Origin of the sequence: Micromonospora sp. LOL_014 (assembly GCF_048060245.1) — a bacterium.
Lineage (GTDB): Bacteria > Actinomycetota > Actinomycetes > Mycobacteriales > Micromonosporaceae > Micromonospora_E.
Genome location: NZ_JBHMIP010000022.1, coordinates 19,202 through 43,978 on the forward strand (window position 1 = coordinate 19,202; position 24,777 = coordinate 43,978).

22 protein-coding genes and 1 pseudogene are annotated in these 24,777 nt (G+C 70.5%); 16 read left to right on the top strand and 7 right to left on the bottom strand.

Annotated elements, in window-relative coordinates:
• Positions 1–12: 12 nt before the first annotated feature.
• Genes ACFHW1_RS19355 through tkt form a run of 3 tightly spaced genes read right to left on the bottom strand, consistent with a single transcriptional unit; the run spans position 13 to position 4,984 of the window.
• Entirely contained in the window at positions 13–1,662 is a 1,650-nt protein-coding gene (locus ACFHW1_RS19355; RefSeq protein WP_416615883.1) for a glucose-6-phosphate isomerase, read from the bottom strand.
• Positions 1,659–2,837: a transaldolase gene (tal, locus tag ACFHW1_RS19360; protein ID WP_416554842.1), complete on the bottom strand. Its 1,179-nt coding sequence runs from the start codon at positions 2,835–2,837 to the stop codon at positions 1,659–1,661. The genes ACFHW1_RS19355 and tal overlap by 4 nt, the downstream gene beginning before the upstream one ends.
• Positions 2,838–2,848: 11 nt before the next feature.
• Positions 2,849–4,984 carry a transketolase gene (gene tkt, locus ACFHW1_RS19365; protein WP_416568367.1) on the bottom strand — a complete coding sequence of 712 codons (2,136 nt, stop codon included), beginning with the start codon at positions 4,982–4,984 and terminating at the stop codon, positions 2,849–2,851.
• A 434-nt stretch (positions 4,985–5,418) separates the two neighbouring features.
• Here tkt and ACFHW1_RS19370 point away from each other — a divergent pair.
• Together ACFHW1_RS19370 and ACFHW1_RS19375 are read left to right on the top strand one after the other, a co-directional pair.
• Positions 5,419–6,279: pseudogene (locus ACFHW1_RS19370) on the top strand (heme o synthase); the annotation flags it as partial.
• A 211-nt stretch (positions 6,280–6,490) separates the two neighbouring features.
• The gene (locus tag ACFHW1_RS19375; RefSeq protein WP_123602407.1) at positions 6,491–6,823 is read left to right on the top strand and encodes a hypothetical protein; all 333 of its coding nucleotides are present in this window, start codon (positions 6,491–6,493) and stop codon (positions 6,821–6,823) included.
• A 175-nt stretch (positions 6,824–6,998) separates the two neighbouring features.
• Here the strand turns inward: ACFHW1_RS19375 and ACFHW1_RS19380 are convergent, their stop codons facing one another.
• Complete coding sequence (locus ACFHW1_RS19380; RefSeq protein ID WP_416554846.1) at positions 6,999–8,498, bottom strand: APC family permease; 1,500 nt, start codon at positions 8,496–8,498, stop codon at positions 6,999–7,001.
• A gap of 263 nt (positions 8,499–8,761) precedes the next feature.
• The gene (locus tag ACFHW1_RS19385; RefSeq protein ID WP_416554848.1) at positions 8,762–9,736 is read right to left on the bottom strand and encodes a COX15/CtaA family protein; all 975 of its coding nucleotides are present in this window, start codon (positions 9,734–9,736) and stop codon (positions 8,762–8,764) included.
• 188 nt (positions 9,737–9,924) lie between these two features.
• On the opposite strand from ACFHW1_RS19385, the gene ACFHW1_RS19390 reads away from it, so the two are divergent.
• The 8 genes from ACFHW1_RS19390 to ACFHW1_RS19425 are packed head-to-tail and all read left to right on the top strand — an operon-like array spanning position 9,925 to position 16,733.
• Complete coding sequence (locus ACFHW1_RS19390) at positions 9,925–10,698, top strand: helix-turn-helix transcriptional regulator (protein WP_416554850.1); 774 nt, start codon at positions 9,925–9,927, stop codon at positions 10,696–10,698.
• On the top strand, positions 10,695–12,125 hold the full coding sequence (gene sufB / locus ACFHW1_RS19395) for a Fe-S cluster assembly protein SufB (protein ID WP_416615886.1): 1,431 nt from the start codon (positions 10,695–10,697) through the stop codon (positions 12,123–12,125). Before ACFHW1_RS19390 ends, sufB begins: the two co-directional genes overlap by 4 nt.
• Positions 12,126–12,171: 46 nt before the next feature.
• Positions 12,172–13,407: a Fe-S cluster assembly protein SufD gene (gene sufD, locus ACFHW1_RS19400; protein WP_416554852.1), complete on the top strand. Its 1,236-nt coding sequence runs from the start codon at positions 12,172–12,174 to the stop codon at positions 13,405–13,407.
• Between the two features lie 11 nt (positions 13,408–13,418).
• Positions 13,419–13,748 (top strand): non-heme iron oxygenase ferredoxin subunit, encoded by a 330-nt coding sequence (locus ACFHW1_RS19405; protein ID WP_123604783.1) that lies wholly within the window; start codon positions 13,419–13,421, stop codon positions 13,746–13,748.
• Positions 13,745–14,518, top strand: a complete 774-nt coding sequence (sufC, locus tag ACFHW1_RS19410) for a Fe-S cluster assembly ATPase SufC (RefSeq protein WP_281550395.1) — start codon at positions 13,745–13,747, stop codon at positions 14,516–14,518. Before ACFHW1_RS19405 ends, sufC begins: the two co-directional genes overlap by 4 nt.
• 42 nt (positions 14,519–14,560) lie before the next feature.
• Positions 14,561–15,871 carry a cysteine desulfurase gene (locus ACFHW1_RS19415; protein ID WP_416554854.1) on the top strand — a complete coding sequence of 437 codons (1,311 nt, stop codon included), beginning with the start codon at positions 14,561–14,563 and terminating at the stop codon, positions 15,869–15,871.
• Positions 15,871–16,329, top strand: coding sequence for a Fe-S cluster assembly sulfur transfer protein SufU (gene sufU / locus ACFHW1_RS19420; protein ID WP_416554856.1), 459 nt, complete (start codon positions 15,871–15,873; stop codon positions 16,327–16,329). The genes ACFHW1_RS19415 and sufU overlap by 1 nt, the downstream gene beginning before the upstream one ends.
• Before the next feature lie 14 nt (positions 16,330–16,343).
• Positions 16,344–16,733 (top strand): metal-sulfur cluster assembly factor, encoded by a 390-nt coding sequence (locus ACFHW1_RS19425; RefSeq protein ID WP_416555009.1) that lies wholly within the window; start codon positions 16,344–16,346, stop codon positions 16,731–16,733.
• A gap of 53 nt (positions 16,734–16,786) precedes the next feature.
• On the opposite strand, the gene ACFHW1_RS19430 is transcribed toward ACFHW1_RS19425, so the two are convergent.
• Entirely contained in the window at positions 16,787–17,530 is a 744-nt protein-coding gene (locus ACFHW1_RS19430) for a magnesium transporter MgtE N-terminal domain-containing protein (protein WP_416615887.1), read from the bottom strand.
• Positions 17,531–17,929: 399 nt separating this feature from the next.
• Here ACFHW1_RS19430 and ACFHW1_RS19435 point away from each other — a divergent pair, with 399 nt between their 5' ends.
• The 6 genes from ACFHW1_RS19435 to ACFHW1_RS19460 all read left to right on the top strand — a co-directional run bounded on the left by ACFHW1_RS19435 (position 17,930) and on the right by ACFHW1_RS19460 (position 24,198).
• Positions 17,930–19,537 carry an ABC-F family ATP-binding cassette domain-containing protein gene (locus tag ACFHW1_RS19435; protein ID WP_416568364.1) on the top strand — a complete coding sequence of 536 codons (1,608 nt, stop codon included), beginning with the start codon at positions 17,930–17,932 and terminating at the stop codon, positions 19,535–19,537.
• 273 nt (positions 19,538–19,810) lie between these two features.
• Entirely contained in the window at positions 19,811–20,038 is a 228-nt protein-coding gene (locus tag ACFHW1_RS19440; protein WP_123602399.1) for a helix-turn-helix domain-containing protein, read from the top strand.
• Between the two features lie 46 nt (positions 20,039–20,084).
• Positions 20,085–20,939 (top strand): enoyl-CoA hydratase/isomerase family protein, encoded by an 855-nt coding sequence (locus ACFHW1_RS19445; RefSeq protein ID WP_416554862.1) that lies wholly within the window; start codon positions 20,085–20,087, stop codon positions 20,937–20,939.
• Between the two features lie 562 nt (positions 20,940–21,501).
• Positions 21,502–21,654, top strand: coding sequence for a type II toxin-antitoxin system Phd/YefM family antitoxin (locus ACFHW1_RS19450; RefSeq protein ID WP_416615902.1), 153 nt, complete (start codon positions 21,502–21,504; stop codon positions 21,652–21,654).
• A 201-nt stretch (positions 21,655–21,855) separates the two neighbouring features.
• Complete coding sequence (locus ACFHW1_RS19455; RefSeq protein ID WP_416568363.1) at positions 21,856–23,859, top strand: ABC transporter ATP-binding protein; 2,004 nt, start codon at positions 21,856–21,858, stop codon at positions 23,857–23,859.
• 27 nt (positions 23,860–23,886) lie between these two features.
• A complete protein-coding gene (locus ACFHW1_RS19460; RefSeq protein ID WP_416590741.1) occupies positions 23,887–24,198 on the top strand; it encodes a hypothetical protein in 312 nt (103 codons plus the stop codon).
• On the opposite strand, the gene mug is transcribed toward ACFHW1_RS19460, so the two are convergent.
• Positions 24,162–24,770 (bottom strand): G/U mismatch-specific DNA glycosylase, encoded by a 609-nt coding sequence (gene mug, locus ACFHW1_RS19465; protein WP_416554867.1) that lies wholly within the window; start codon positions 24,768–24,770, stop codon positions 24,162–24,164. The two genes, ACFHW1_RS19460 and mug, sit on opposite strands and share 37 nt — an antisense overlap.
• Positions 24,771–24,777 lie beyond the last annotated feature (7 nt).

Consider the following 24,777-nt stretch of genomic DNA (forward strand, 5'->3'; position numbering starts at 1 on the left):
CCGGACCAATTGTCAGCTGGGCAGGTTTCGAATCGTGTCCAGGAGTTGGGCGACGCCGGCGGCCCGATCGGTCAGGTGCAGCCGCAGCAGCGGCCGGCCCCGCCCGGCGAGCGCCTCACGGTCACCGGCGGCCTGCGCCGCCTGCAGCTCACCGAAGCTGTACGGGCGACCGGGCACCGGCAGGTCGTCGGTGACCGCACCAGTGATCTGCAGGAACGCGCCGACCTGCGGCCCGCCCTTGTGGTACTGCCCGGTGGAGTGCAGGAACCGCGGCCCCCAGCCGAAGGTGACCGGCCGGCCGGCGGCGGCCGCCAGCAGTGGGCGAATCCCGGCCGCATCGGCGTCGCCGAACCGGTCCAGGTAGGCCATCACCGCGAGGTATCCGTCGGTGCCGACGCCGTCGATCAGCCAGCGCAGCGCGCCGACCAGCTCACCCGGTACGCCGTCCGGCCCGTACACCTCGATGGATCCGTCGACGAACGACGGTGCCTCGGTCGGCGGCCCGGACGCCAGGATCCGGTTGGTGTTCTCCTTCGACTCGGTGACGTTGGGCTGGTTGAACGGGTCGATGCCGAGCACCCGGCCGGCGACCGCCGTCGCGTACTCCCAGACCAGGAACTGCGCGCCGAGCGGTCCGTTGACCGCCAGGTCGGGGCGGACCCCGCCGCCGGGCACCCCGCCCGGTTGGCCGGCACCGCCGTAGGTGACGGTTAGCACGTCCGGGCCGGCGGCGCCGGGGGCGTCCGGTGCCTCGACGACCACCGGCAGGATGCCGATGCCGTCCTTGCCGGTTGACTCGGCGATCAGCTGCTCGATCCAGTCGCCGAGCCCTTCGATGCCGGTGCCGTCGGAGACCAGCGCTACCTTGTCCCGGCCGGTGGTGGCCGCCGCGCCGAGCGCCGCGCCGAGCGCCAGCCCCGGGTTGTCCCGGTCGCCGCCGAGCGCGGCGGACAGCTGCTCGGCCTGGTCGAGCAGCTCGACCACGTCCGCGCCGGCCAGCGCCGACGGGACCAGACCGAACGCGGTCAGCGCCGAGTACCGTCCGCCGACCTCCGGGTCGGCGAGCACCACGGTGGCGCCCATCTCCTCGGCGGTGGTGGCCAGCGGCGAGCCGGGATCGGTGACGATGACGAACCGCCGCCCGGCCTCGGCCTCGCTCAGCCCCGAGTCGAGGAACGCCTGCCAGTACGCGCGACGGTGGCTGTCGGTCTCCACGGTGCCGCCGGACTTGCTGGCCACCACCACGACGGTCCGGTCCAGTCGGTCGCCGAGCGCCGCCCGCACCTGGTGCGGGTCGGTGGTGTCCAGCACGGTTACCGGCTTGCCGACGGTGAGCGAGATGACCTCGGGCGCCAGCGACGAGCCACCCATTCCGGCCAGCACCACGTGGTCCAGGTCGCCCAGCTCGGCCTGCAGTTCGGCGAGCTGCGGCAGCAGGTCCCGGCTGCGGGTGAAGGTGTCCAGCCAGCCGAGCCGGATCTTCGCCTCGGCCTCGGCGTCCGGGCCCCACAGCGTCGGGTCCTTGCGGGCGAGTGAGCCGGGCACCCCGTCGCCGACCAGCGCGCCCCGGGTCGACGAGGCGGCTGAGGCGTCGACCGCGTCGGCCCCGTACACGCTCAGCCCGGCCGCAGCCTCGACCCCGCCGTCGAAGAAGTCGCTCATGCGTTACCTCCGGCCTGCTTGGCCGCGGCGGCGTGCCCACCGGCCGCCGCGTTCGGCTCACCGGCACCGGCCGCCGCCGCGTCCAGCGACGAGCGGACCCCGTCGAGCAGCTCCTGCCAGCTGGCCTCGAACTTGCTCACCCCCTCCGACTCCAGGGTCTTGACCACGTCGTCGAGGTCGACGCCGACGGCGATCAGGTCGTCGAGCACCTGCCGGGCGGCCGGGTAGGAGCCGGTGACCGTGTCGCCCCGGGTCTCGCCGTGGTCGGCGTAGGCGTGCACCACCGACTCCGGCATGGTGTTGACCGTGCCGGGGGCGATCAGCTCCTCGACGTAGATGACGTCCCGGTAGGCCGGGTTCTTCGTCGAGGTGGAGGCCCACAGCGGGCGTTGCGGGTGGGCGCCGGCGTCGGCCAGTGCCTGCCAGCGGTCCGAGGAGAAGGTCTCCGCGTACCGCTCGTACGCCAGCTGCGCGTTCGCCACGGCGGCCTTGCCCTTGAGTGCCTTGGCCTGGTCGCTGCCGATCTTGTCGAGGCGCTTGTCGATCTCGGTGTCCACCCGGGAGACGAAGAACGACGCGACCGAGCCGATGGTGGTCAGGTCGTGGCCGTTGGCCTTCGCCTGCTCCAGGCCGGCGAGGAAGGCGTCCATCACCGCGCTGTAGCGGTCCAGCGAGAAGATCAGGGTCACGTTGACGCTGATCCCTTCGGCCAGGGTGGCGGTGATCGCCGGCAGCCCGGCCTCGGTCGCCGGGATCTTGATGAACAGGTTCGGCCGGTCGACCAGCCACCACAGCGCCTTCGCCTCGGCGACGGTCTCCGCGGTGCGGTACGCCAGCCGCGGGTCGACCTCGATCGACACCCGGCCGTCGACGCCACCGCTGGTCTCGTACGCCGGGCGCATCACGTCGCAGCCCCATCGCACGTCGTAGGTGGTGAGCATCCGCACCGCCTCGTCCACGCTGACGCCCCGGGCGGCCAGGTCACGCAGCTGCCAGTTGTACTCGTCGGCGTCGGCGAGCGCGGCGGCGAAGATGGTCGGGTTGGTGGTCACGCCGGCGACGTGCTTCTCGCGGCGCAGCTGGTCCAGGTTGCCGGTGCTGAGCCGTTGCCGGGACAGGTCGTCGAGCCAGACCGCCACGCCTGCGGCGGTGAGCTCACCCAATCGGTCTGTCATCTGGTGCCTCCTCAGTTTCCGGTGGTGGTGCCGGTGATGGCGCCGACCCGGGTCAGCGACGCGTGCGCCGCCGCGACCACGGCGTCGGCGGTGAAGCCGAACTGCTCGAACAGCACCTGGTACGGGGCGCTGGCCCCGTAGTGTTCAATGCTGACCGATTCGCCGCAGTCGCCGACCAGGCCGCGCCAGGACATGCCGATGCCGGCCTCGACGCTGACCCGGGCCTTGACCCCGCGCGGCAGCACCGATTCGCGGTACGCCTCGTCCTGCTCGGTGAACCATTCCTGGCACGGCATCGAGACCACCCGGGTGGCGACGCCCTCGGCTTCGAGGCGCTCCCGGGCGGTGAGCAGCAGCTGCACCTCGGAACCGGAGCCCATCAGGATCACCTGCGGCTGGGCGTTGCCGGCGTCGGCCAGCACGTAGCCGCCCTTGCGGACTCCTTCGGCCGAGGCGTAGACGTCCCGGTCGATGACCGGCACCGCCTGGCGGGTCAGCGCCAGCGCGGTCGGCCGGTCGGTGTGCTCCAGGGCGACCCGCCACGCCCAGGCGGTCTCGTTGGCGTCGGCCGGGCGGACCACGTCCAGGCCGGGGATGGCCCGCAGCGCCGACAGGTGCTCGATCGGCTGGTGGGTGGGGCCGTCCTCGCCGAGCCCGATCGAGTCGTGCGTCCAGACGTAGATCACCGGGAGTTTCATCAGCGCGGCCAGCCGCACCGCCGGGCGCATGTAGTCGCTGAACACCAGGAACGTGCCACCGTACGGGCGGGTGCCGCCGTGCAACGCGATGCCGTTGAGGATCGCGCCCATGGCGTGCTCGCGGATGCCGAAGTGCAGGGTGCGGCCGTACTCGTGGCCGGGGAACTCCTTGGTGGCGTACTCGGCCGGGACGAACGACGGCTCGCCCTTCATCGTGGTGTTGTTGCTCTCCGCCAGGTCGGCCGAGCCGCCCCACAGCTCCGGCAGCTCGGCGGCGAGCGCGGTCAGCACCTTGCCGGAGGCGGCCCGGGTGGCGACCCCCTTGGGGTCCGCCGGCCAGTCCGGCAGCGCGTCGGTCCAGCCGGTCGGCAGGGTACGGGTGGCGAGCCGGTCGTGCAGCGCCTTGCGCTCCGGGTTGGCCTGCGCCCAGGCGTCGTACTTCTCGGTCCACTTCGCGTGTGCCTGCCGGCCCCGGTCGAGTACCTCGCGGATGTGGGCGAAGACCTTGTCGTCGACCGCGAAGTGCTGGTTGGGGTCGAAGCCGAGGACCTCCTTGGTGGCGGCGACCTCGTCGGCGCCGAGCGCCGAGCCGTGGATCTTGCCGGTGTTCTGCTTCTTCGGCGCTGGCCAGCCGATGATGGTGCGCAGCGCGATGAACGACGGGCGGTCGGTCTCGGCGCGGGCGGCGGTCAGCGCCGCGTACAACGCCTCGACGTCCTCGTGGTACTCGCCGTCGCCGGCCGCGCCGGCCCGCCAGTCGACGGTCTGCACGTGCCAGCCGTACGCTGCGTAACGGGCGGCGACGTCCTCGCTGAGCGCGATCCGGGTGTCGTCCTCGATGGAGATCTGGTTGTCGTCGTAGACGACGGTCAGGTTGCCGAGCTTCTGGTGCCCGGCCAGGGCGCTGGCTTCGTGGGTGATGCCCTCTTCGATGTCACCGTCGGAGGCGATCACCCAGATGTTGTGGTCGAAGACTGACTCGCCGGGTGCGGCGTCCGGGTCGAGCAGGCCGCGCTCCCGGCGGGCGGCGATCGCCATCCCGACCCCGTTGGCCAGCCCTTGGCCGAGCGGCCCGGTGGTGGTTTCCACACCCCGGGTGTGGCCGTGCTCCGGGTGTCCGGGGGTCAGCGATCCCCACTGCCGCAACGCCTTGAGGTCGTCCAGGCTCAGGCCGTAACCGGAGAAGAAGAGCTGGATGTACAGGGTGAGACTGGAGTGGCCGGCGGAGAGGACGAACCGGTCCCGGCCGGCCCAGTCCGGGTCGCTCGGGTCGTGCCGCATGACCCGGTTGAACAGCAGGTACGCCGCGGGAGCGAGGCTCATCGCGGTGCCCGGATGGCCGTTGCCGGATTTCTCCACGGCGTCGGCGGCCAGCACGCGTGCGGTGTCGACCGCGCGGCGGTCGAGGTCGGACCAGTTCAGGGGGGCATCGGTTGGTGTTGCAGCCACGGTGGATGTGCTCCTCGTCCAGCAGGTAGGCGGAACCCTCGTCACGACCCTATCGAGCAGGGTTGAACGCGCGCCCGCCGATCTCGACAACCGGATGGTCGTCCAGGGCGTGGTCGGTCGTCGGAACCTCCGACCGACCACCGGGGGATACGCATCGTGGCCGGTGGAAAGCCTGCCGGGTGTGACGACGAGCACCGGTGACGGGTCGGCCGGGCAGGCGAAATACCTGCGCGTACGCTGTCGGAGGCGCGTCGGCCCGCAGGTCGCGCCGCCAGTTGAAGGTCACCCGCCGCCGACGCCGGAAGGTGCAGCCCGTGAGCATGGTCACCGAGCGCCCCGCCCATGACCGGGCGCGGGTCAGGTCCGTCGTCGAAGCGGACCGGGTGCCCGGCACAGCGGTGGTGGATCCGGGACCGGTGGCCGCCCCCGGGCTGGCCGTGGTCCGGGCGTACGTGTCGCTCACCAAGCCGCGGATCATCGAGCTGCTGCTGGTCACGACCGTACCGACGATGATGGTCGCGGCCGGTGGGCTGCCGTCGCTGGGGCTGGTGGCGGTGGTGCTGGTCGGCGGTACCTTGGCCGCCGGTGCGGCGAACGCGTTGAACTGCTTCATCGACCGGGACATCGACCAGTTGATGCGCCGGACGAAGCGCCGGCCGCTGCCGAACCACGTGGTCGGCCCCAGGCACGCACTGATCTTCGGATTGGTGCTCGCGGTGGGCTCGGTGGCCCTGATGGCGGTCTTCACCAACTGGATCGCCACCGGGCTGACCCTCGCGGCGATCGCCTACTACGACCTCGTCTACACGCTGTGGTTGAAGCGCACGACGCCGCAGAACACGTTCTGGGGTGGCATCTGCGGCGCCGCTCCGGTGCTGATCGGCTGGGCGGCGGTGACCGGTGGCCTGGCCCCGGTGGCCTGGGCGCTGTTCGCCGTGGTGTTCTTCTGGCAGCTGCCGCACTTCTACGCGTTGGCGATCAAGTACAAGGTGGACTACGCGCGGGCCGGGATCCCGATGCTGCCGGTGGTGGCCTCCGAACGTCGGGTGGGCGTGGAGATCGTGCTGTTCAGCTGGTTGACGGTCGGGTCGTCGGTGCTGGTCTGGCCGTTGGGCATGTCGCCGATCTACGCGGTGCCGGCGGTCGTGGTCGGGGTCGTCTTCCTGCTGGAGGCCCACCGGCTGCAGCGCCGGTCCGGGCGTGGTCTGCCGGTCCAGCCGATGCGGCTGTTCCACTGGTCGACGACCTACCTCACGGTGCTCTTCGTCGCCGTGGCGATGGACGCGCTGATCTGACGCTGGGTCGCTCTGACCTGACGCTGGGTCTCGCCCGTCCGGGTCCCTAACTTCTGTCGTGTTTGCCGTTCTTCGTGCTGAAATTTGTCCCTTTTCATAGTAGAAATCACGATCAATCATCTGTGGAACTTCTTAAGCCCACGGATGATTGGAGTCACAAAAAGCCGACATCCGATCGGCGAAACGTCGTCGCTCTGCTTACGCTTCGCGTATGGCAGATGGTTCCGATACGACGCTGGCGACCGAATCCGTCCCGGGGGACGCCCCCTCTGGTCTGGTCGCCGGCATCCGGTCCTTCGCCGCTGGCCACGGCGGTGCGAAGGCGGTCATCGAGTATGTCGGCAAGCGTGGCGCACGGATCGTCCTGGTGGGGGAGGACGGCGCCTGGGGCGACCAGTTCGCTGACGGCACCGACGTGGCCCGCGCCGCCTGCCTCAAGGCGGGGGTCGAGATTGAGAACGAGTGGGAGCGGGAGCTGATGGATCAGATGCGACCCAGCAACGACCTGTGGCGGTCGATGTCGCGTCGCAGTCTGGCGCGCTGACCAGCCCGTTCCCGTCCTGCACAACGAACGACGACCAGTTGCGTGACTGGACGAGCGGTCCGTCAGCTGGAGAATCAGAGCCGAGCGAGACCCGGGCGGTTACGCCCGGGTCTCGCTCGTTGTCCGCCGCGGCAACCTGCGGCTGGACGTCCGGCTGGTCGGCGGCTAGACGCGACTAGACGTGGGCCGGCGGCCGGACGGGTGCCGGTGGCACCGGTAGCGCGGTGCCGCTGTCGGCGCCCCAGCCGATCGTCCGGTACGTCTGCGGGCACCTGGCGCGCAGCCAGAGCGCCCAGCCGACGCCAGCCAGCGCGGCCAGGGCGTACCCGGCCGGGAACCACCAGCGCAGCGGGGACGCGCCGATGCCGAGCAGGTCACCGAAGCTGGTGACGGTGCCGATGAGGATCAGCCCGAGCGCGCCGGTGGCCGCGCCCGGCGCGACCAGTCGCCGCCAGGCCGACTCGCCACGCGGGTCGCGGCGGAAGTAGCCGATCACCGCGAGCGAGGTCACGGTCATCAGGATCAGCACGCCGAGCCCACCGGTGACGGTCACCCAGAAGAACAGGTGGGTGATGGGATCCAGGCCGGTCGCCGCGTACGCCACGATCACCGCGACGGCCAGCCCGCTCTGCACCAGCGAGCCAAGCTTCGGCGCGCCGGTCCGCCGGTTCGTCCGGCCGAGCGCCGCCGGCAGCACCCGTTCCCGCCCGAGGGCGAACAGGTACCGGGCAACGGTGTTGTGGAACGCGAGCAGCGCGGCGAACAGGCTGGTCAGGAACAACAACCGGCCGGCGTCCACGAGCGTCGTGCCGATGTGCGGGTCGACCAGCACGAACATCAATTCGGTGCCGTGCTCGCGGGCCTGGGCGACGACGTCGTTCGGGCCGGCCGCCACCGCCATCGTCCAGGCGGAACCCGCGTAGCAGACTCCGGCGATCGTCACCGCCAGGTAGGTGGCCCGGGCGACCGTACGACGCGGATCCCGGGTCTCCTCGGCGAACACCGTGCCGGCCTCGACACCGACGAAACCGGCTATGCCGCCGACCAGCATCGCCGCCACCCCCGGGGTGAGCAGCTGGCGGGGGTCGAGACCCGCCGCGGCGGCACCGTCGGCGGGGTGGCCGACCATGACGATGCTGTAGCCGATGATGACCGCGAGCTCGGCCAGCAGCAGGCCGGCCAGGATCCGGCCGTTGAGGTCGACGCGGGCCAGGCCGAGCGCGGTCACCAGGGCCCAGCCGGCCAGCGCGCAGAGCCACCACGGCACGGTGGCACCGGCGACGGCGAGTACCTCGGCGGCAACCACGCCGAAGGCGCCGTACAGCCCGATCTGCATCGCGTTGTACGCGACGACGGCGACGAACGCCGCCGCGATGCCGGGGATCCGGCCGAGACCGTGCGCTACGTAGCTGTACATCGCGCCGGCGTTGACGACGTGCCGGCTCATCGCCACGTAGCCGACGGCGAAGACCGCCATCACCACCGCGATGAGCAGGTAGGCGACCGGCACCGCGGTGGTGCCGGTGACGGCATAGCCGGTGCTGGCGCCGCCGGCCACCACGGTCAGGGGCGCGGCGGCGGCGAGAACGAAGAACAACACCTGGGGTACGCCCAGGCGGGACCGGGCCAACGTCGCGGCGACGGTGCCGGACCGGCTCGTTCGGGAGGTAGACACGCGGGAACTCCGAAAGTGGGTCAGTCAGGAAAACGCGGGAGTGCGCGTGCGGTGACGGAGGATCGTCCGGGGTACCGCTACGCGGGTCTGGTCCAGGCAGGGAACCGACCAGGGGCGCGGCAGCCACGGCACGGGGGGACCGTCACTGCCGCGCCCGGTTCGTCGTGCCGGTGGTTGTGCCCCGGCACAGGCGTAGCCTCACCGGTACTCTCCGCTATGGGGATAGGTCTGCCGTCTTCAACCGTCTTCAACGGTTGGTGATCTTAAGGTTGCGCTCTGGCCAGGGGGCGCTCGTTGCCGTCGTCAGAAACCACCCTGGTAGCGGCTGAATCCGGCCCGGTCGGCTCCCGGGTCCGGGTCGACCAGAGCACGCCGAGGGTGGCCAGCCACACCAGACACGCGCCGAGCATGTGCGCGCTGACCAGCGCGACCGGCAGGTCGGTGAGGTATTGCACCACGCCGATCAGTCCCTGGGCGATCTCCACGACGACGAGCACGGCGGCCGCGCGGACCGCCGGTCGGGGTGCGCCGACCGCGCGCAACGCGAACCACCAGGCGACCGACAACCCGATCAGCAGGGTGACCGAGTCGGCGTGCAGCTGGGACATGGCCTGCGGATCCAGCCCGGTGCGCCCGGCGTCCGGGTCACCGGCGTGCGGGCCGCTGCCGGTCACCACGGTGCCGAGCACCAGCACCCCGAAGCTCACGGCGGTGATCACGAGGGCCAACTGGCGCAGCGGCCGGGCCACCACGTCGCGGGTGGTGCGGCCGCCGGCGCGTACCCGTCGCCACAATCCGTACGCCACCGCTACGGCGACCATCGACAGCATGAAATGCAGCGCCACCACCCAGGGGTTGAGCTGCACCCGGACGCTGACCCCGCCGATCAGGCCCTGCAGGATCACCAGACCTAGAACGCCGAGGGCCGGTCCGCGCAGGTCCAACCGGCGTGGCCGGGACCGCAGCACCGCCAGCAGGGTGGCGAGCGCGATCATGCCGACCAGGATGCCGAGGACCCGGTTGCCGAACTCGATGATGCCGAGCACGCCCATCTCCGGCGTGGTGACGTAGGAGTCGTCGGTGCAGCGCGGCCAGGTCGGGCAGCCGAGCCCGGACCCGGTGAGCCGCACGCCGCCCCCGGTCAGCACGATCGCGACGTTGGCCACCAGTGAGGCGAGCGCGAGCCGCCGGAGCAGGGCGGGGCCGGCGGACAGTCGACCGGACGGGGAGACGGGCACGGCGGCAATCGTACCGATATGGCGGATACCACAACTGTGCGGTGCCGCCGGTACCACAGCCCTGCGGTGCCGCCGGCCGACTGCGGCAAGGCTTCGCCGTGCTGGTCGCGGTGGCGGTCAGGCTCGGTGCGGTGGATCACCCGGGGGCGCGTTTGCGGCCGACCGCTGAAATACGTAACGTTGGCGTAGTGAAAAACAGGGTGGGCCTTCCAGAGGGCGGGTCGGCGACCGGTGCGGTCGCTGCCGGCCCGGACGGGCGTACCCGGGACCGCCTGGTCGCGCTGCTGCTGGAGCGGGGGGCGGCGACCGCCGCTCAGCTCGGTGACGAGCTCGGGCTGAGCCCGGCCGCGATCCGCCGACACCTGGACGCGATGCTCGCCGACGGCGACGTGGTGACCCGGGACGCGGTCACCCGGGCCCGTCGACGACGCGGTCGGCCGGCCAAGGTCTTCCGGCTCAGCGACGACGCCCGGTCCCGGCACGGGCGTTACCGCTACGACAGTATGGCCGCCGCCGCGCTGCGCTGGATTGCCGGTCACGGCGGCGAGGCGGAGCTCGAGGCGTTCGCGGCGGCTCAGGTCGCCGGGCTGGAGGCGCGGTGCCGGGCGGCGATCGACGATGCCGGTGCGGACCCGATCGCCCGCGCCGAAGCTCTCGCCGCCGCACTCAGCGCCGAGGGCTACGCTGCCAACGCATCCACGATCGCCTCCGGGGGGCAGTTGTGCCAGCACCACTGTCCCGTGGCCCATGTGGCTGCCGAGTTTCCGCAGCTGTGCGAGGCTGAGACTGCGGTGATCTCCCGCCTGATCGGCACCCACGTGCAGCGGCTGGCCACCATCGCTCACGGCGACGGGGTGTGCACCACGCACATTCCAGACCCGAGACGGGCCGGCGGCACCCCGACCGTTGCCATCAATGTTTCCACCGACCACGTCACCAGCACTGTGAGGACAGATAGATGACCGAGCAGACCGTCGCGCCCATCTCCCAGGAGGAGCACCTCGCGGCCCTCGGCCGGTACGAGTACGGCTGGGCCGACCGCGACGTGGCCGGCGCCGCCGCCCAGCGCGGGCTCAACGAGGCGGTGGTGCGTGACATCTCCGCCAAGAAGAACGAGCCGCAGTGGATGCTCGACCTGCGGCTCAAAGGGCTGCGGCTGTTCGGCCGCAAGCCCATGCCGGCCTGGGGTGCCGACCTCACCGGAATTGACTTCGACAACATCAAGTACTTCGTCCGCTCCACCGAGCAGCAGGCCGCCAGCTGGGAGGACCTGCCCGAGGAGATCAAGAACACCTACGACAAGCTGGGCATCCCGGAGGCGGAGAAGCAGCGGCTGATCGCTGGCGTCGCGGCCCAGTACGAGTCCGAGGTGGTCTACCACAAGATCCGTGAGGACCTGGAGGAGCAGGGCGTGGTGTTCCTCGACACCGACACCGCGCTGCGGGAGCACGAGGACATCTTCAAGGAGTACTTCGGCACCGTGATCCCGGTCGGCGACAACAAGTTCGCCGCGCTGAACACGGCGGTTTGGTCCGGTGGATCGTTCATCTACGTGCCGAAGGGCGTGCACGTGGAGATCCCGCTGCAGGCCTACTTCCGGATCAACACGGAGAACATGGGCCAGTTCGAGCGGACCCTGATCATCGTCGACGAGGGTGCCTACGTGCACTACGTCGAGGGCTGCACCGCGCCGATCTACTCCTCCGACTCGCTGCACAGCGCGGTGGTCGAGATCGTGGTGAAAAAGAACGCCCGCTGCCGCTACACGACCATCCAGAACTGGTCGAACAACGTCTACAACCTGGTCACCAAGCGGGCCGTCTGCCACGCCGGCGCCACCATGGAGTGGATCGACGGCAACATCGGTTCCAAGGTCACCATGAAGTACCCGGCCGTGTTCATGACCGGTGAGCACGCCAAGGGCGAGGTGCTCTCGGTGGCGATGGCTGGCGAGGGGCAGCACCAGGACGCCGGCGCGAAGATGGTGCACGCGGCACCGCACACCTCCTCGACGATCGTCTCCAAGTCGATCGCCCGCGGCGGCGGGCGCACCTCCTACCGTGGGCTGGTCCAGGTGCTGGAGGGCTCGCAGCACAGCCGGTCGACGGTGAAGTGCGACGCGCTGCTGGTTGACGCGATCTCCCGGTCGGACACCTACCCCTACGTCGACATCCGCGAGGACGACGTCGCCATGGGGCACGAGGCGACCGTCTCCAAGGTCAGTGACGACCAGCTGTTCTACCTGATGAGCCGGGGTCTGAGCGAGGACGAGGCGATGGCCATGATCGTCCGGGGCTTCATCGAGCCGATCGCCAAGGAACTCCCGATGGAGTACGCCCTCGAGCTGAACCGGCTGATCGAGCTGCAGATGGAGGGCGCGGTCGGCTGACCCGCCCGAGACACCGCCCCACCGACACCGCCGAGAACAGGAAGAGATGACTATTCAGGCCTCCGCGCCGCCCAAGACCAAGTCGCAGGCGTTGCGCTCGTACGATGTCGCCGACTTCCCGGCCCTCACCGGCCTGGAGGAGGAGTGGCGCTTCACCCCGCTCAAGCGGATGCGGGGACTGGCCACCGGGACTCCGGCGGCCAGCGGCTCGGTCCGGTACGAGTACGCCGATCTGCCCGCCGGGGTGACAGCGGGTCAGGTCGACCGCACCGACCGACGGATGGGCGGTGTACTGACCCCGTTCGACCGAATCAGCGCTCTGGCCTACACCGGGTGCTCCGAGGTCCTGCTGGTGGAGGTCGCACCGGAGGCCACCCCGGCCGAGCCGGCCGTGGTCCGGGTGCTCGGCACCGGGACGGACCAGATCGCGTACGGGCACACCCTGGTCGACGTCGGCCGGTTCGCCGAGGTGACCCTGGTGTTCGACCAGGTCGGCTCGACCACCCTGGCCGACAACGTCGAAGTGCTCGTCGGTGACGGTGCGACGCTGACCCTGGTCACCATCGCCGACTGGGCATCCGACGCGGTGCAGGCGCAGCATCTGAAGTTCCGGCTCGGCCGCGACGCCCGGGTCACGCACATCCAGGTCACCCTCGGCGGTGACCTGGTACGCCAGTTCACCAGCGTCGAGTACACCGGCCGGGGCGGCGACGCCGAGCTGTTCGGGCTCTACTTCGCCGACGCCGGCCAGCACCTGGAGCACCGGCAGCTGGTGGACCACACCGTGCCGGACTGCCGCAGCAACGTCGGCTACCGGGGGGCGCTGCAGGGCGACGGCGCGCACACCGTCTGGGTCGGCGACGTACTGATCCGCGCCGAGGCCACCGGCACCGACACGTACGAGATCAATCGGAACCTGGTGCTGACCGACGGCGCCCGGGCCGACTCGGTGCCCAACCTGGAGATTGAGACCGGCGAGGTGGCCGGGGCCGGGCACGCCAGCGCCACCGGCCGGTTCGACGACGAGCAACTGTTCTACCTGATGGCCCGGGGCATCCCGGAGGCCGAGGCGCGCAAGCTGGTGGTCCGCGGGTTCTTCGCCGAGCTGGTCGACAAGATCCCGGTGGCCGAGCTGCGCGACCGGCTCGGCGACGCGATCGAGCAGCGGCTGCGGCGTGTCGAGGCCGGCGCGGTCGCGCCGCGCACCGCCGACGTGGCGGCACCACCGACCGTGCCCGGCCAGCCCGGCCAGCCCGGTGCGGTCACCGAGGGGACCCGCTGAGCATGTCCGACCTGATCCGGGTCTGCGCCACCGCCGAGATCCCGAAGGGGACGGCGGTCAGCGCCGACATCGACGGTACGCAGATCGCCCTGGTGCACACCGACGAGGACTCCTTCCACGCGGTGTACGACGAGTGCTCGCACGCCGCGGTCGCCCTCTCCGAAGGCGAGGTGGACGGCTGCACGTTGGAGTGCTGGCTGCACGGTTCGCGCTTTGATCTGCGCACCGGTGAGCCGACCGGGCTGCCCGCCACCGAACCCGTACCCGTCTTCCCCGTCGAGATCCGCGACGGCGACATCTACGTCAGTCTGACGCCGAGCAATGGAGTGACCGCACCATGAGCGTTCTGGATATCCGTGACCTGCAGGTTTCGGTCAAGCTGCCGGAAGGCGAGCTCAAGCCGATCCTGGCCGGGGTGACGCTGACCATCCGGTCGGGGGAGACACACGCCATCATGGGCCCGAACGGCTCCGGCAAGTCGACGCTGGCGTACTCGATCGCCGGGCACCCCAAGTACGAGATCACCGGCGGGGAGGTGCTGCTCGACGGTGCGGATGTGCTGGCCATGTCGGTCGATGAGCGGGCCCGCGCCGGGTTGTTCCTCGCCATGCAGTACCCGGTGGAGGTGCCCGGCGTCTCGGTGGCGAATTTCCTGCGTACTGCCAAGACCGCTGTCGACGGCGCCGCGCCGAAGCTGCGTACCTGGGCCGGTGAGCTGCGCGGGGCCATGGAGCGGCTGCAGATGGACCCGGCGTTCGCGCAGCGCAACGTCAACGAGGGTTTCTCCGGTGGGGAGAAGAAGCGGCACGAAATCGTGCAGCTGGAGCTGCTCAAGCCGAAGATGGCCATTCTTGACGAGACCGACTCCGGGCTCGACATCGACGCCCTGCGGGTGGTCAGCGAAGGGGTCAACCGGGTCCGCTCCACCGGGGAGACCGGCCTGCTGCTGATCACCCACTACACCCGGATCCTGCGCTACATCAAGCCCGACTTCGTGCATGTCTTCGTCGGCGGACGCATCGTCGAGGAGGGCGGCCCGGAGCTGGCTGAGAAGCTGGAAGCCGAAGGCTACGAGCGGTACGTCGCGGGTGCCGGCGCGGCCTCGGCCTGAGACTCACTATCACCCCGCGTGCAGAAGGGCGGCGTCGAGCCGATGAGCACCATAGCCATCCCCCGGGACACGCCGACGCCGGACGGTCCGTCCGCTCTGGACGTTGACGCCGTCCGGGCCGACTTCCCGATCCTCGGTCGGGAGGTCAACGGGCATCCGCTGGTCTACCTGGACAGCGCCAACACCTCGCACAAGCCGCGCCAGGTGCTCGACGCGCTGACCGACTATTACCAGTCGCACAATGCCAACGTCGCCCGCTCGGTGCACACTCTCGGCACCGAGTCAACCGAGGCGTACGAGAGCGCCCGAGCCAAGCTGGCCGCGTTCGTCAACGCGGGCAGCCCGGACGAGGTGGTCTTCACCAAGAACTCCACCGAGGCGATCAACTTGGTCGCGTACGCGTTCTCCAACGCCTCGACGGGCGCCGCGATCGGGGCCGACCCCCGTTTCCGGCTCGGCCCCGGCGACGAGGTGGTGATCTCTGAGATGGAGCACCACTCGAACATCGTGCCGTGGCAGCTGCTCTGCGAACGCACCGGCGCGACGCTGCGCTGGTTCGGGCTGACCGAGGACGGTCGGCTGGACGAGTCGCAGCTGGACGAACTGGTCACCGAGCGGACCAAACTGGTCTCGCTGGTACACATGTCGAACATCCTCGGCACGGTCAACGACCTCACTGCGATCACCCGGCGGGTCCGCGAGGTCGGTGCGCTGCTGCTGCTGGACTGCTCGCAGTCGGTTCCGCACCGCCCGGTCGACGTCGCCGCGCTGGACGCCGACTTCATCGTCTTCACCGGGCACAAGATGTGCGGTCCGACCGGGATCGGGGTGCTGTGGGGCCGCGCCGCGCTGCTCGCCGCGATGCCACCGGTGCTCGGCGGCGGCTCGATGATCGAGACGGTGGCGATGAGCGGGTCCACGTTCGCCGCTCCACCGGCCCGGTTCGAGGCCGGCACCCCGCCGATCGCCCAGGCAGTCGGCCTCGGTGCCGCCGTCGACTACCTCTCCGGGTTGGGCATGCCGGCGGTCGCCGCGCACGAGCAGCGGATGACCGCGTACGCCCTGGAAGCTCTGGCCACCGTGCCGGGGCTGCGGATCGTCGGCCCGCCCGGGCCACACGGGCGGGGTGGCACGGTCTCGTTCGCGGTGGACGGGATCCATCCACACGACGTGGGCCAGATTCTCGATGCCCAGGGGGTGCAGGTGCGGGTCGGGCATCACTGCGCCCGGCCGGTCTGCGTGCGCTACGGCGTCCCGGCGACCACTCGGGCCTCGTTCTACCTCTACACCACGACCGGCGAGGTCGACGCGCTGGTGCGCGGTCTGGAGAAGGCGCGGAAGGTCTTCGACTGATGGAGCTCGACCAGCTGTACCAGGAGATCATCCTGGACCACTACAAGCGTCCGCAGGGGCGTGGTCTGCGCGAGCCGTACGCGGCGGAGGCACACCACGTCAACCCGACCTGCGGCGACGAGATCACCGTACGGGTGAGTCTGGGTGGCGACACCCGGGTCGGGGTGTCGCACGACGGTCAGGGCTGCTCGATCAGCCAGGCCTCGGCGAGTGTGCTGTACGAGCTGGTCGACGGTCGGCCGGTGGGCGAGGCGTTGGCGGTGCACGGCGCCTTCGTGGCGCTGGTGTCCGGCCGCGGCGAGGTCGAGCCGGATGAGGATGTGCTGGGTGACGGGGTGGCGTTCGCTGGTGTGGCGCGCTATCCGGCCCGGGTGAAGTGTGCGTTGCTGCCGTGGATGGCCTTCAAGGACGCCGCGGCGCGCGCCGGTGTGGGTGCGAGCCCGGAGGTGAAGCAGTGAGTGCCGAAGAGACCATGACCGGGGCGACGCAGGCGACGGAGCCCGCCGACGGCGGTACGGCCGCGGCGGCGAGCGTCGGCCAGCCGGCGATCGCTGACATCGAGGAGGCGATGAAGGACGTCGTCGACCCGGAGCTGGGCATCAACGTGGTCGATCTCGGCTTGGTGTACGGCGTACACGTCGACGATGACAACGTCGCCACCCTGGACATGACGTTGACCAGCGCGGCCTGCCCGCTGACCGACGTGATCGAGGAGCAGGCCCGTACCGCGTTGACCACTGGACCCGGTGGCGGACTGGTGTCCGACATCCGGATCAACTGGGTGTGGATGCCACCGTGGGGGCCCGACAAGATTACTGACGAGGGCCGGGACCAGTTGCGGGCGCTCGGCTTCAACGTCTGACGGTACCCGCGTCGCCGCCGACCGTCACGTTCGGCCGGCGGCGGCGCGGCCCGTCAGTGCACCAGGCTGACCAGGGCCCGTTTGAGGAAACCGTCGTGCCGGTCGTCGACCCAGCTGACCGCGCTGATCGGGCGCCCCTGCCGGCGGGCCTCGTCGCAGTAATTAAGTACGTCGGCGGCCGGCTGGTAGTCGGTCACCGCGAGCGCCGCGTTGGCGCGCATGCGGTACGCCGCGTCCTCGGCGTCGCGTACCGCCACCCGCCCGTCGTCGTCGCGGCGGGCGGCCACGGTGATCTGCCAGCCGAAGATCTGAACCAGCACGATTCCCGGCGGGGCGTTCGCCGGGATGCTCACCTCGGCGTTGGCCCGGGCGAGCGCCTGGGCCACCTCCCGTTGGTAGGTGCCGGCCCAGGCCGCCTGCGCCTGTTGCGGACGCATCACCGACAGCATATCGGTTTGTCGGTCCGCGGGCATCGCGGTGAGCAGGGCAGCGACGGTGGGCTGCGGCAGTCGGTCGGCCACCGTGTGCACCTGCTCGGCCGGAAGCTGATTGAGCATCGCCACCGCGTCGGGGATCGGCATGGCTCGGGCCAGGTCGGCCAGCTGATCGGTGCTGAGCAGACCCATCAACCGCGACTGTAGGTCGTCGCTGGCAGCTGGGAGCAGCCGGACCAGGTCAGAGGTCGTCAGCTCGGCGACTGCCACCGGGATCCGGTCGGCCGGCATGGCTGCCAGCAACCCGACGGCCTGTCGCGGCGGAGTGCTGCGGATCATCGCGATCAGCTGGGTTATGGGCATCATCCCACCGGGCAGCATGAGTGTCGTCTCCAGGGAGTCAAATGATCGTTACGCGCGCCTGATGTGCCTAACATCCCTGTCGGCGTGGTGCATCACCCCGTTGGCGGACAAGTTCCCCGATTCGGTCAGGCCGGTCCACCAGGCTGGCGGTGCGCCGCGTACCGCTTGGTCAGCTGATGTTCCGCGAGACCGTCGGGGATGGATCGCCGGATGCCTTCGATCCACGTCGCCGTCGATGATCTCGCTGCGAAACCGACTGGGGTGCCGGTACTGACCGCCGGTAGGATAGGGCCGTGCTGCTCTGCGAAGGCTGAACCGCCCCACGCCGACGGACAGAAGGTCCGGTCGGCGTCTTGTCGTGTCCGCGAGTCAGCTTCCGATCTCAGGAGTGAGCTATCAATGATCACCGCTACCGGCCTGGAACTGCGCGCGGGCTCGCGGATCCTGCTGTCCGACACCACCCTACGGGTGCAGCCCGGCGACCGGATCGGTCTGGTCGGCCGCAACGGTGCCGGCAAGACCACCACGCTGAAGGTGCTGGCCGGCGAGGGCCTACCGTACGCGGGACAGCTCGACCGGCGCAGCGCGGTCGGTTATCTCCCGCAGGACCCGCGAACCGGCGACCTGAATGTGACCGCCCGCGACCGGGTGCTGTCGGCCCGCGGCCTGGACCGGCTGATGTCGCAAATGAACGAACTCGAGCAGCAGTTGGCACAGGGCGGCACCGACGAGCGTCTGGTTCGCCGCTACGGCACCCTGGAGGACCAGTTCGCCTCCCTCGGCGGGTACGCCGCGGAGGCGGAGGCGGCCCGGATCTGCGCCAACCTGGGTCTGCCGGACCGGGTGCTGAGCCAGCCGATCGGGACGCTCTCCGGCGGTCAGCGTCGCCGTATCGAGCTGGCCAGGATCCTGTTCCGGGACGCGGCCGAGAACGGCGGCGGCATCCTGCTGCTCGACGAGCCGACCAACCACCTGGACGCCGACTCGATCACCTGGCTGCGTGGCTTCCTAGCCGGGCACAAGGGCGGGCTGGTGGTGATCAGTCACGATGTGGACCTGCTGGGCGCGGTGGTCAACAAGGTCTGGTTTCTCGACGCCACCCGCTCGGTTGTGGACGTCTACAACGTCGGCTGGGCGGCGTACCAGCAGCAGCGGGAGACCGACGAGCGGCGCCGCCGCCGGGAACGGGCGAACGCGGAGAAAAAGGCCGGGGCGCTACTCGCCCAGGCCGACAAGATGCGGGCCAAGGCCACCAAGACGGTGGCCGCGCAGAACATGGCCCGGCGGGCGGAGAAACTGCTCGCCGGTCTGGAGGACGAGCGGGTCGCTGACAAGGTGGCCAAGGTCCGGTTGCCCAGCCCGGCCCCGTGCGGCAAGACGCCGTTGACGGCGGCGGGGCTGTCGAAGTCGTACGGATCGTTGGAGATCTTCTCCGGGGTCGACGTGGCGGTCGACCGTGGCTCCCGGGTGGCGATCCTCGGGCTGAACGGTGCCGGTAAGACGACGTTGCTGCGGATTCTCGGTGGTCTGGTCGAGCCGGATTCCGGGGCGGTGCGGCCCGGGCACGGGCTGCGGATCGGCTACTACGCGCAGGAGCATGAGACCTTGGACGTGGAGCGTTCGGTGCTCGACCACATGCGCAGTGCGGCGATCGACCAGGCGGACACCGACCTGCGAAAGATTCTCGGTGCGTTCCTGTTCAGCGGTGAGGACGTGAACAAACCGGCCGGGGTGCTCTCGGGCGGGGAGAAAACCCGGCTCGCGTTGGCCACGCTGGTCTGTTCGGGGGCGAACGTATTGCTGCTCGACGAGCCGACCAACAACCTGGATCCGGTCAGCCGTGAACAGGTTCTCGATGCCATCGCCCGGTATCCCGGAGCCATCGTCCTGGTGACCCATGATCCGGGTGCGGTGCTGGCTCTCAAACCGGACCGGGCGATTCTCCTGCCCGACGGAGACGAGGATGCGTGGAGCGACGACCTGCTCGAACTCGTGGAACTTGCATGAGGGCGCGGTCCGTCCGGCAGCCCGGCCCGGGCGATGCCGCATCGGTGAACGTCATTATCGGATAGCGTGAATTGTATGAACAGGTGCGCCGGGTGAGGGTCGGCGAAGGGCTGCCAGCATGCCGGTGGGATTGCTCGGCGGCACCGTATCGGGTAACTGACAGGGTCGTGCGTGTCGGTTGGCGAACAGTTGATATCTGGCGCATGATCGTTGGAGGCGGTCTAATAGGTGGGACCGCATCGAACCGCACAGTCTGGGACGTGAGGAATCAACATGGCAGCCACCGGCACAGCCGCCACCACCGAGAAGGGTCGCCGGATCGTCGGAGCCGAGCGTCAGACCCTGGCCAAGGACCTGGTCAAGCGGTATACATCCGGCGAGAGCATCCGCGCCCTTGCGGCCTCCACCGGCCGCTCGTACGGGTTCGTCCACCGGGTGCTCACCGAGTCCGGCGTGCAACTACGCCAGCGTGGCGGCGCTCGGCGTCGCAAGAAGGGGTGACGATCCAGTTGCGACCCGTACCCCGCTGTCACGGTAAGGGCCCTCGTTGACCGTGTCCGGTGGCGTACGACTCGACTACGACGGGCCGGTCGCGACGGTGACGTTGGACCGGCCCGACGTGCTCAACGCTCAAACCCCACAGATGTGGCGGGCGCTGCGCGGCATCGGCCGGGAGTTGCGTGGCGACGTTCGCGTCGTGGTGGTCCGCGGCGCCGGTCGGGCCTTCTCCGCCGGCCTCGACCGGGGCGCGATCCAGGCACTGCTCGATCCCAGCGTTGCGGGTAGCACCGATGCGGATCTCGCCGCGACCGACCATTCGCGAGCCGACTCGCCTGGCGACCGTCCGCCCGGTGACGATCCGGCCCCGCCGCCGTTGGCTGCCCTGCCGCCGGACGAGTGCGCTGCCCGGATCGCCGAGTACCAGGAGGCCTTCACCTGGCTGGCACGCCCCGACGTGATCAGCGTCGCCGCCGTGCAGGGGCCGGCCGTCGGCGCCGGATTCCAGCTTGCCCTCGGCTGCGACCTGCGCGTCCTGGCCGACGACGCCCGGTTGCGGATGGCAGAGGTGACCCTCGGCCTGGTGCCGGACCTCGGCGGCACCCGGCGACTCGTCGACCTGGTCGGCTACGCCCGCGCCCTGGAGATCTGTGTCACCGGTCGCTGGCTCGACGCGGCCGAGGCCGATCGGCTCGGGCTGGCCAACCTGGTGGTGCCCGCGACGGAACTGGCCCCGGCAGTCGCCGACCTGGTCGCGGCCGTGCTGGCCGGGCCCCGCGACGCGGTCGTCGAGATCAAGGCCCTGCTCGCCGGAGCCACCGACCGCACCCCCGCCGCCCAGCTACGCGCCGAGCGGGAGGCACAGACCCGACGGATCCGGGACCTGACCGGAGCCGGCGATTGACGTCCTCCTCTTCCTGAAGAAAGAGGGATTCCGGTCTGCTACACCCCGAAGGGGTGAACTCCGGTGGGTTACCGCTTCTCGGCGCGGTGCCGGCACGGGTGCCGGTCTTACCTGCGCTCCACGGTCGTTGAAGTCCGCCGTCCGGCGGCCTTGATGTTGCGTGCGGCGTTGACGTCCCGGTCGTGAACTGCGCCCAGCCGGCGTCGTGCACCGACTTGGCCAGCCTTGTACGACCCGATCCAGCAACAGCGAGGTCCTCGACGTACACCGCTGAGACGAAACTCGGACCTTGACCACGTGTGCGGCAGCGTCCCGGCGGAGCCGGGACACGTGGTTGACGGGCATGGTGATGGGCTTGCCGCTTGTGGCCGGGATGCGGCAAGCTGGTTTGCTGTTGGGGAGAGCGACCACGTTGTCGGCCTTTGTGGCCTGACCCTGCTGGAAACGGCCTTGTCGGCGCTCTTCCCACCGCTTATGGGTGGGGAACTGGCAGGTCGTTCAGGTGGCGGCCTCGCTGTCGTGACCGCCGCGACCATCGCGTGGTCGGGGAGGGCCGCAGACCATCGGTGCCCGCGCCGCCCGGCCCGAACTAGGGAAACTGGTCGACGCCGCCCACTACGTAGGCCAGCACACGATCATCACCAAGTCCGGGGAGCCGCGCGCCGTGCTGGTGCCCTACGAGTGGTGGAGCCAGCGGCAGAACCGGCCGGGTTAGGGCACTGCTCGGGCCATGGCGGCCCTCCCGGCGCGGTCCTTCACCCCCGGCCTGCAGGCCGGAGCACTAACCCGCCTTCCGGTAGCCGCCGGGTCGGACAGTAAGGCTCCAACGGGAAGACGCCAGTTACCTGAACTGTTGTCGTAGGTGTCCGGGACACTGGTACCCGCGACGGTGGCGAGACGAAGGTGGCGGGTGCCGATGGCTGGATCCGGTGGGATGGGTGGCATGGGGGCCGGCTGGGGCATGCTGCGCTCGATGCGCGACGGCGACCAGCTGCGTTCCCACCGGGTCAGCAGGGGAACCACCCGGCGGATCGTCGCCTTCGCCCGCCCGTACCGGCGGGACATCACCGTCTTCCTGGTCACCGTCGTGCTGGCGGCCGGCATCGGGGTCGCCACCCCGGTCCTCGCCGGCGACGTGGTGAACACGATCACCGCCGGTCGCGCCGACGCCGGCGCGACCGTGGTCCGGCTGGCCCTGCTGATCGCCGCGCTCGCCGTGGTGGACGCCCTGCTCTCCCTGGCCCAACGCTGGTACGCCGCCCGGATCGGTGAGGGCATCATCCTGGACCTGCGGACCCGGGTCTTCGACCATGTGCAGCGGATGCCGTTGCAGTTCTTCACCCGGACCCAGACCGGCGCGCTGGTCAGCCGGCTCAACAACGACGTGATCGGCGCCCAGCGTGCCTTCACCTCGACGTTGTCCGGTGTGGTCAGCAACGTCATCCAACTGGTGCTCACCGCCGCGGTGATGTTCACCCTGTCCTGGCAGATCACCGCGCTGTCCCTGGTGCTGCTGCCGATCTTCATCGTGCCGGCCCGCCGGGTCGGCAAGCGGCTCGCGGAGATCACCCGGGAATCGTACGATCTCGACGCCAAGATGAACGCCACGATGACCGAGCGGTTCGGGGTCGCCGGCGCGCTACTGGTCAAGCTCTTCGGCCAGCCCGAGGTCGAGGCACGCCGGTTCGCCGAGCGGGCCGACCGGGTCCGGGAGATCGGCATCCAGTCGGCGATGTACTCGCGTACCTTCTTCGTGGCGATGCTGCTGGTCGCCTCGCTCGCCCAGGCGCTCACCTACGGACTCGGCGGTTGGCTGGCGGTCACCGGCGCGGTCAGCGCCGGCACCGTGGTGACCCTGGCTCTGCTGCTCACCCGCCTCTACGGGCCGCTGACCGCGTTGAGCAACGTGCGGGTCGACGTGATGAGCGCGTTGGTCTCCTTCGACCGGGTGTTCGAGGTGCTCGACCTCGCCCCGTCGATCGCCGAGCGTCCGGACGCCGTCGTCGTGCCGCCCGGATCCAGCCGGCTGGAGTTCCGCGACGTCCGGTTTCGGTACCCCAGCGCCGCCGAGATCTCGCTGGCCTCGCTGGAGGATGTCGCGACGCTCGACCGGACCGTCTCCGAGCCGGTGCTGCGCGGGGTGTCGTTCAGCGTCGAGCCGGGGCAGCTGGTCGCCCTGGTCGGCCCGTCCGGCGCCGGCAAGAGCACCACCGCAATGCTGGTCTCCCGGGTGTACGACGTGACCGACGGCGAGATCCGGGTCGGCGGGGTGGACGTGCGCGACGCGACACTCGACTCGCTGCGCGACACCATCGGGGTGGTCACCCAGGACTCCCACCTGTTCCACGAGACGATCGCGGAGAACCTGCGGTACGCCCGGCCGGACGCCACCGACGACGAGCTGTGGGCGGCGCTGCGCGGCGCGCAGGTCGAGGAGCTGGTCCGGGCCCTGCCGGACGGGCTGGACACGGTGGTCGGGGAGCGCGGCTACCGCTTCTCCGGTGGTGAGAAACAGCGGATTGCCATCGCCCGGCTGCTGCTCAAGGCGCCGTCGATCGTCATCCTCGACGAGGCCACCGCCCACCTCGACTCGGAGTCCGAGGCGGCGGTGCAGCGCGCCCTGTCGGTCGCGCTGACCGGCCGTACCGCCCTGGTCATCGCGCACCGGCTGTCGACGGTGCGCGACGCGGACCAGATCCTCGTCCTCGACGAGGGCCGGATTGTCGAGCGCGGCCGGCACGCCGAGCTGATCGCCGCCGGCGGGCTGTACGCCGAGCTGTACCGCACCCAGTTCGCGGTGGCCGACTCACCGACTCCGTACCTCGACGACACCGGGTTGGATCCGGTGACGGCCGGGTCGGGTCGCGCCTTCCCGACCGACCAGGACCTGCCCCCGCCGCCGGGCGGTGCCGCCGGATAGCGGTCCGCCGTCCACTATGCTGGGCCGGTGGAGCTGGAGGTTGAGGTCGCGGCGGCACTGCACGAGTTCGCGCAGCGGCTGGCCCCGCTCGATCCGGCACCGGTCCGGTCGGCTGGCGTGGCGGTTCGCGTCGGCGACGCCGACCCTGTCGTACTGACCGAGTCGGTGGCTGCGGCGCTCTGCGCCGCCCTGCGGTCGTACCACGATCCCCGCGACCGGGGCCGGTGCGCCCAGTGCGGAGGGCCACGTCTCGACGAAGGCCTTCAGTGTCTCGACTGCGGACAACCGGCCGGCCTGTTCGGTCAGCTGATCCGCGAGCGGATGGCCCGCCACCAGTAGTCGCCTACCGTGGCGGTTCGGCCGCCACCGCCTGCCGCAGCCGGTCGAACTCGGCGACGAGCCGGTCGAGCTGGTAGTGGGCATTGAGCCCCGCTCGGGTTGGGCAGCACCCAGAGCCTCGCACCACCGAGGCTCTCGGGTCGGGGTCCGACGAGCGCCCGTCGCTGGTCGAACGCCAGCCGGTACGCGGTCACCCCGACCACGGCGATCCACCGGGGTCGGCACGCGGCGGCCAACCGGACGAGCCGCGCGCCTCCGGCGACCAGCTCCGGCGGCGTGAGTTCGTCGGCCCGCGCCGTCGCCCTGGCGACCAGGTTCGTTACGCCCAGCCCGAACCCGGGCAGCAGATGGTCCTCGCTGGGGTCGAGCCGCCGGGGCGTGAAGCCGGACCGGTGCAGTGTCGGCCAGAACCGGTTGCCCGGCCGGGCGAAGTGGTGGCCGGCGGCAGCGGAGTACCGGCTCGGGTTGATCCCACAGAACAGTACGTCGAGGTCGGGTCCGACGATGTCGGGCAGGGTACGGCCGACAGCGCCGGCCAGCAGCTGCGCCATCGTGACCCGGTCGGTGTGCACGCCGGGA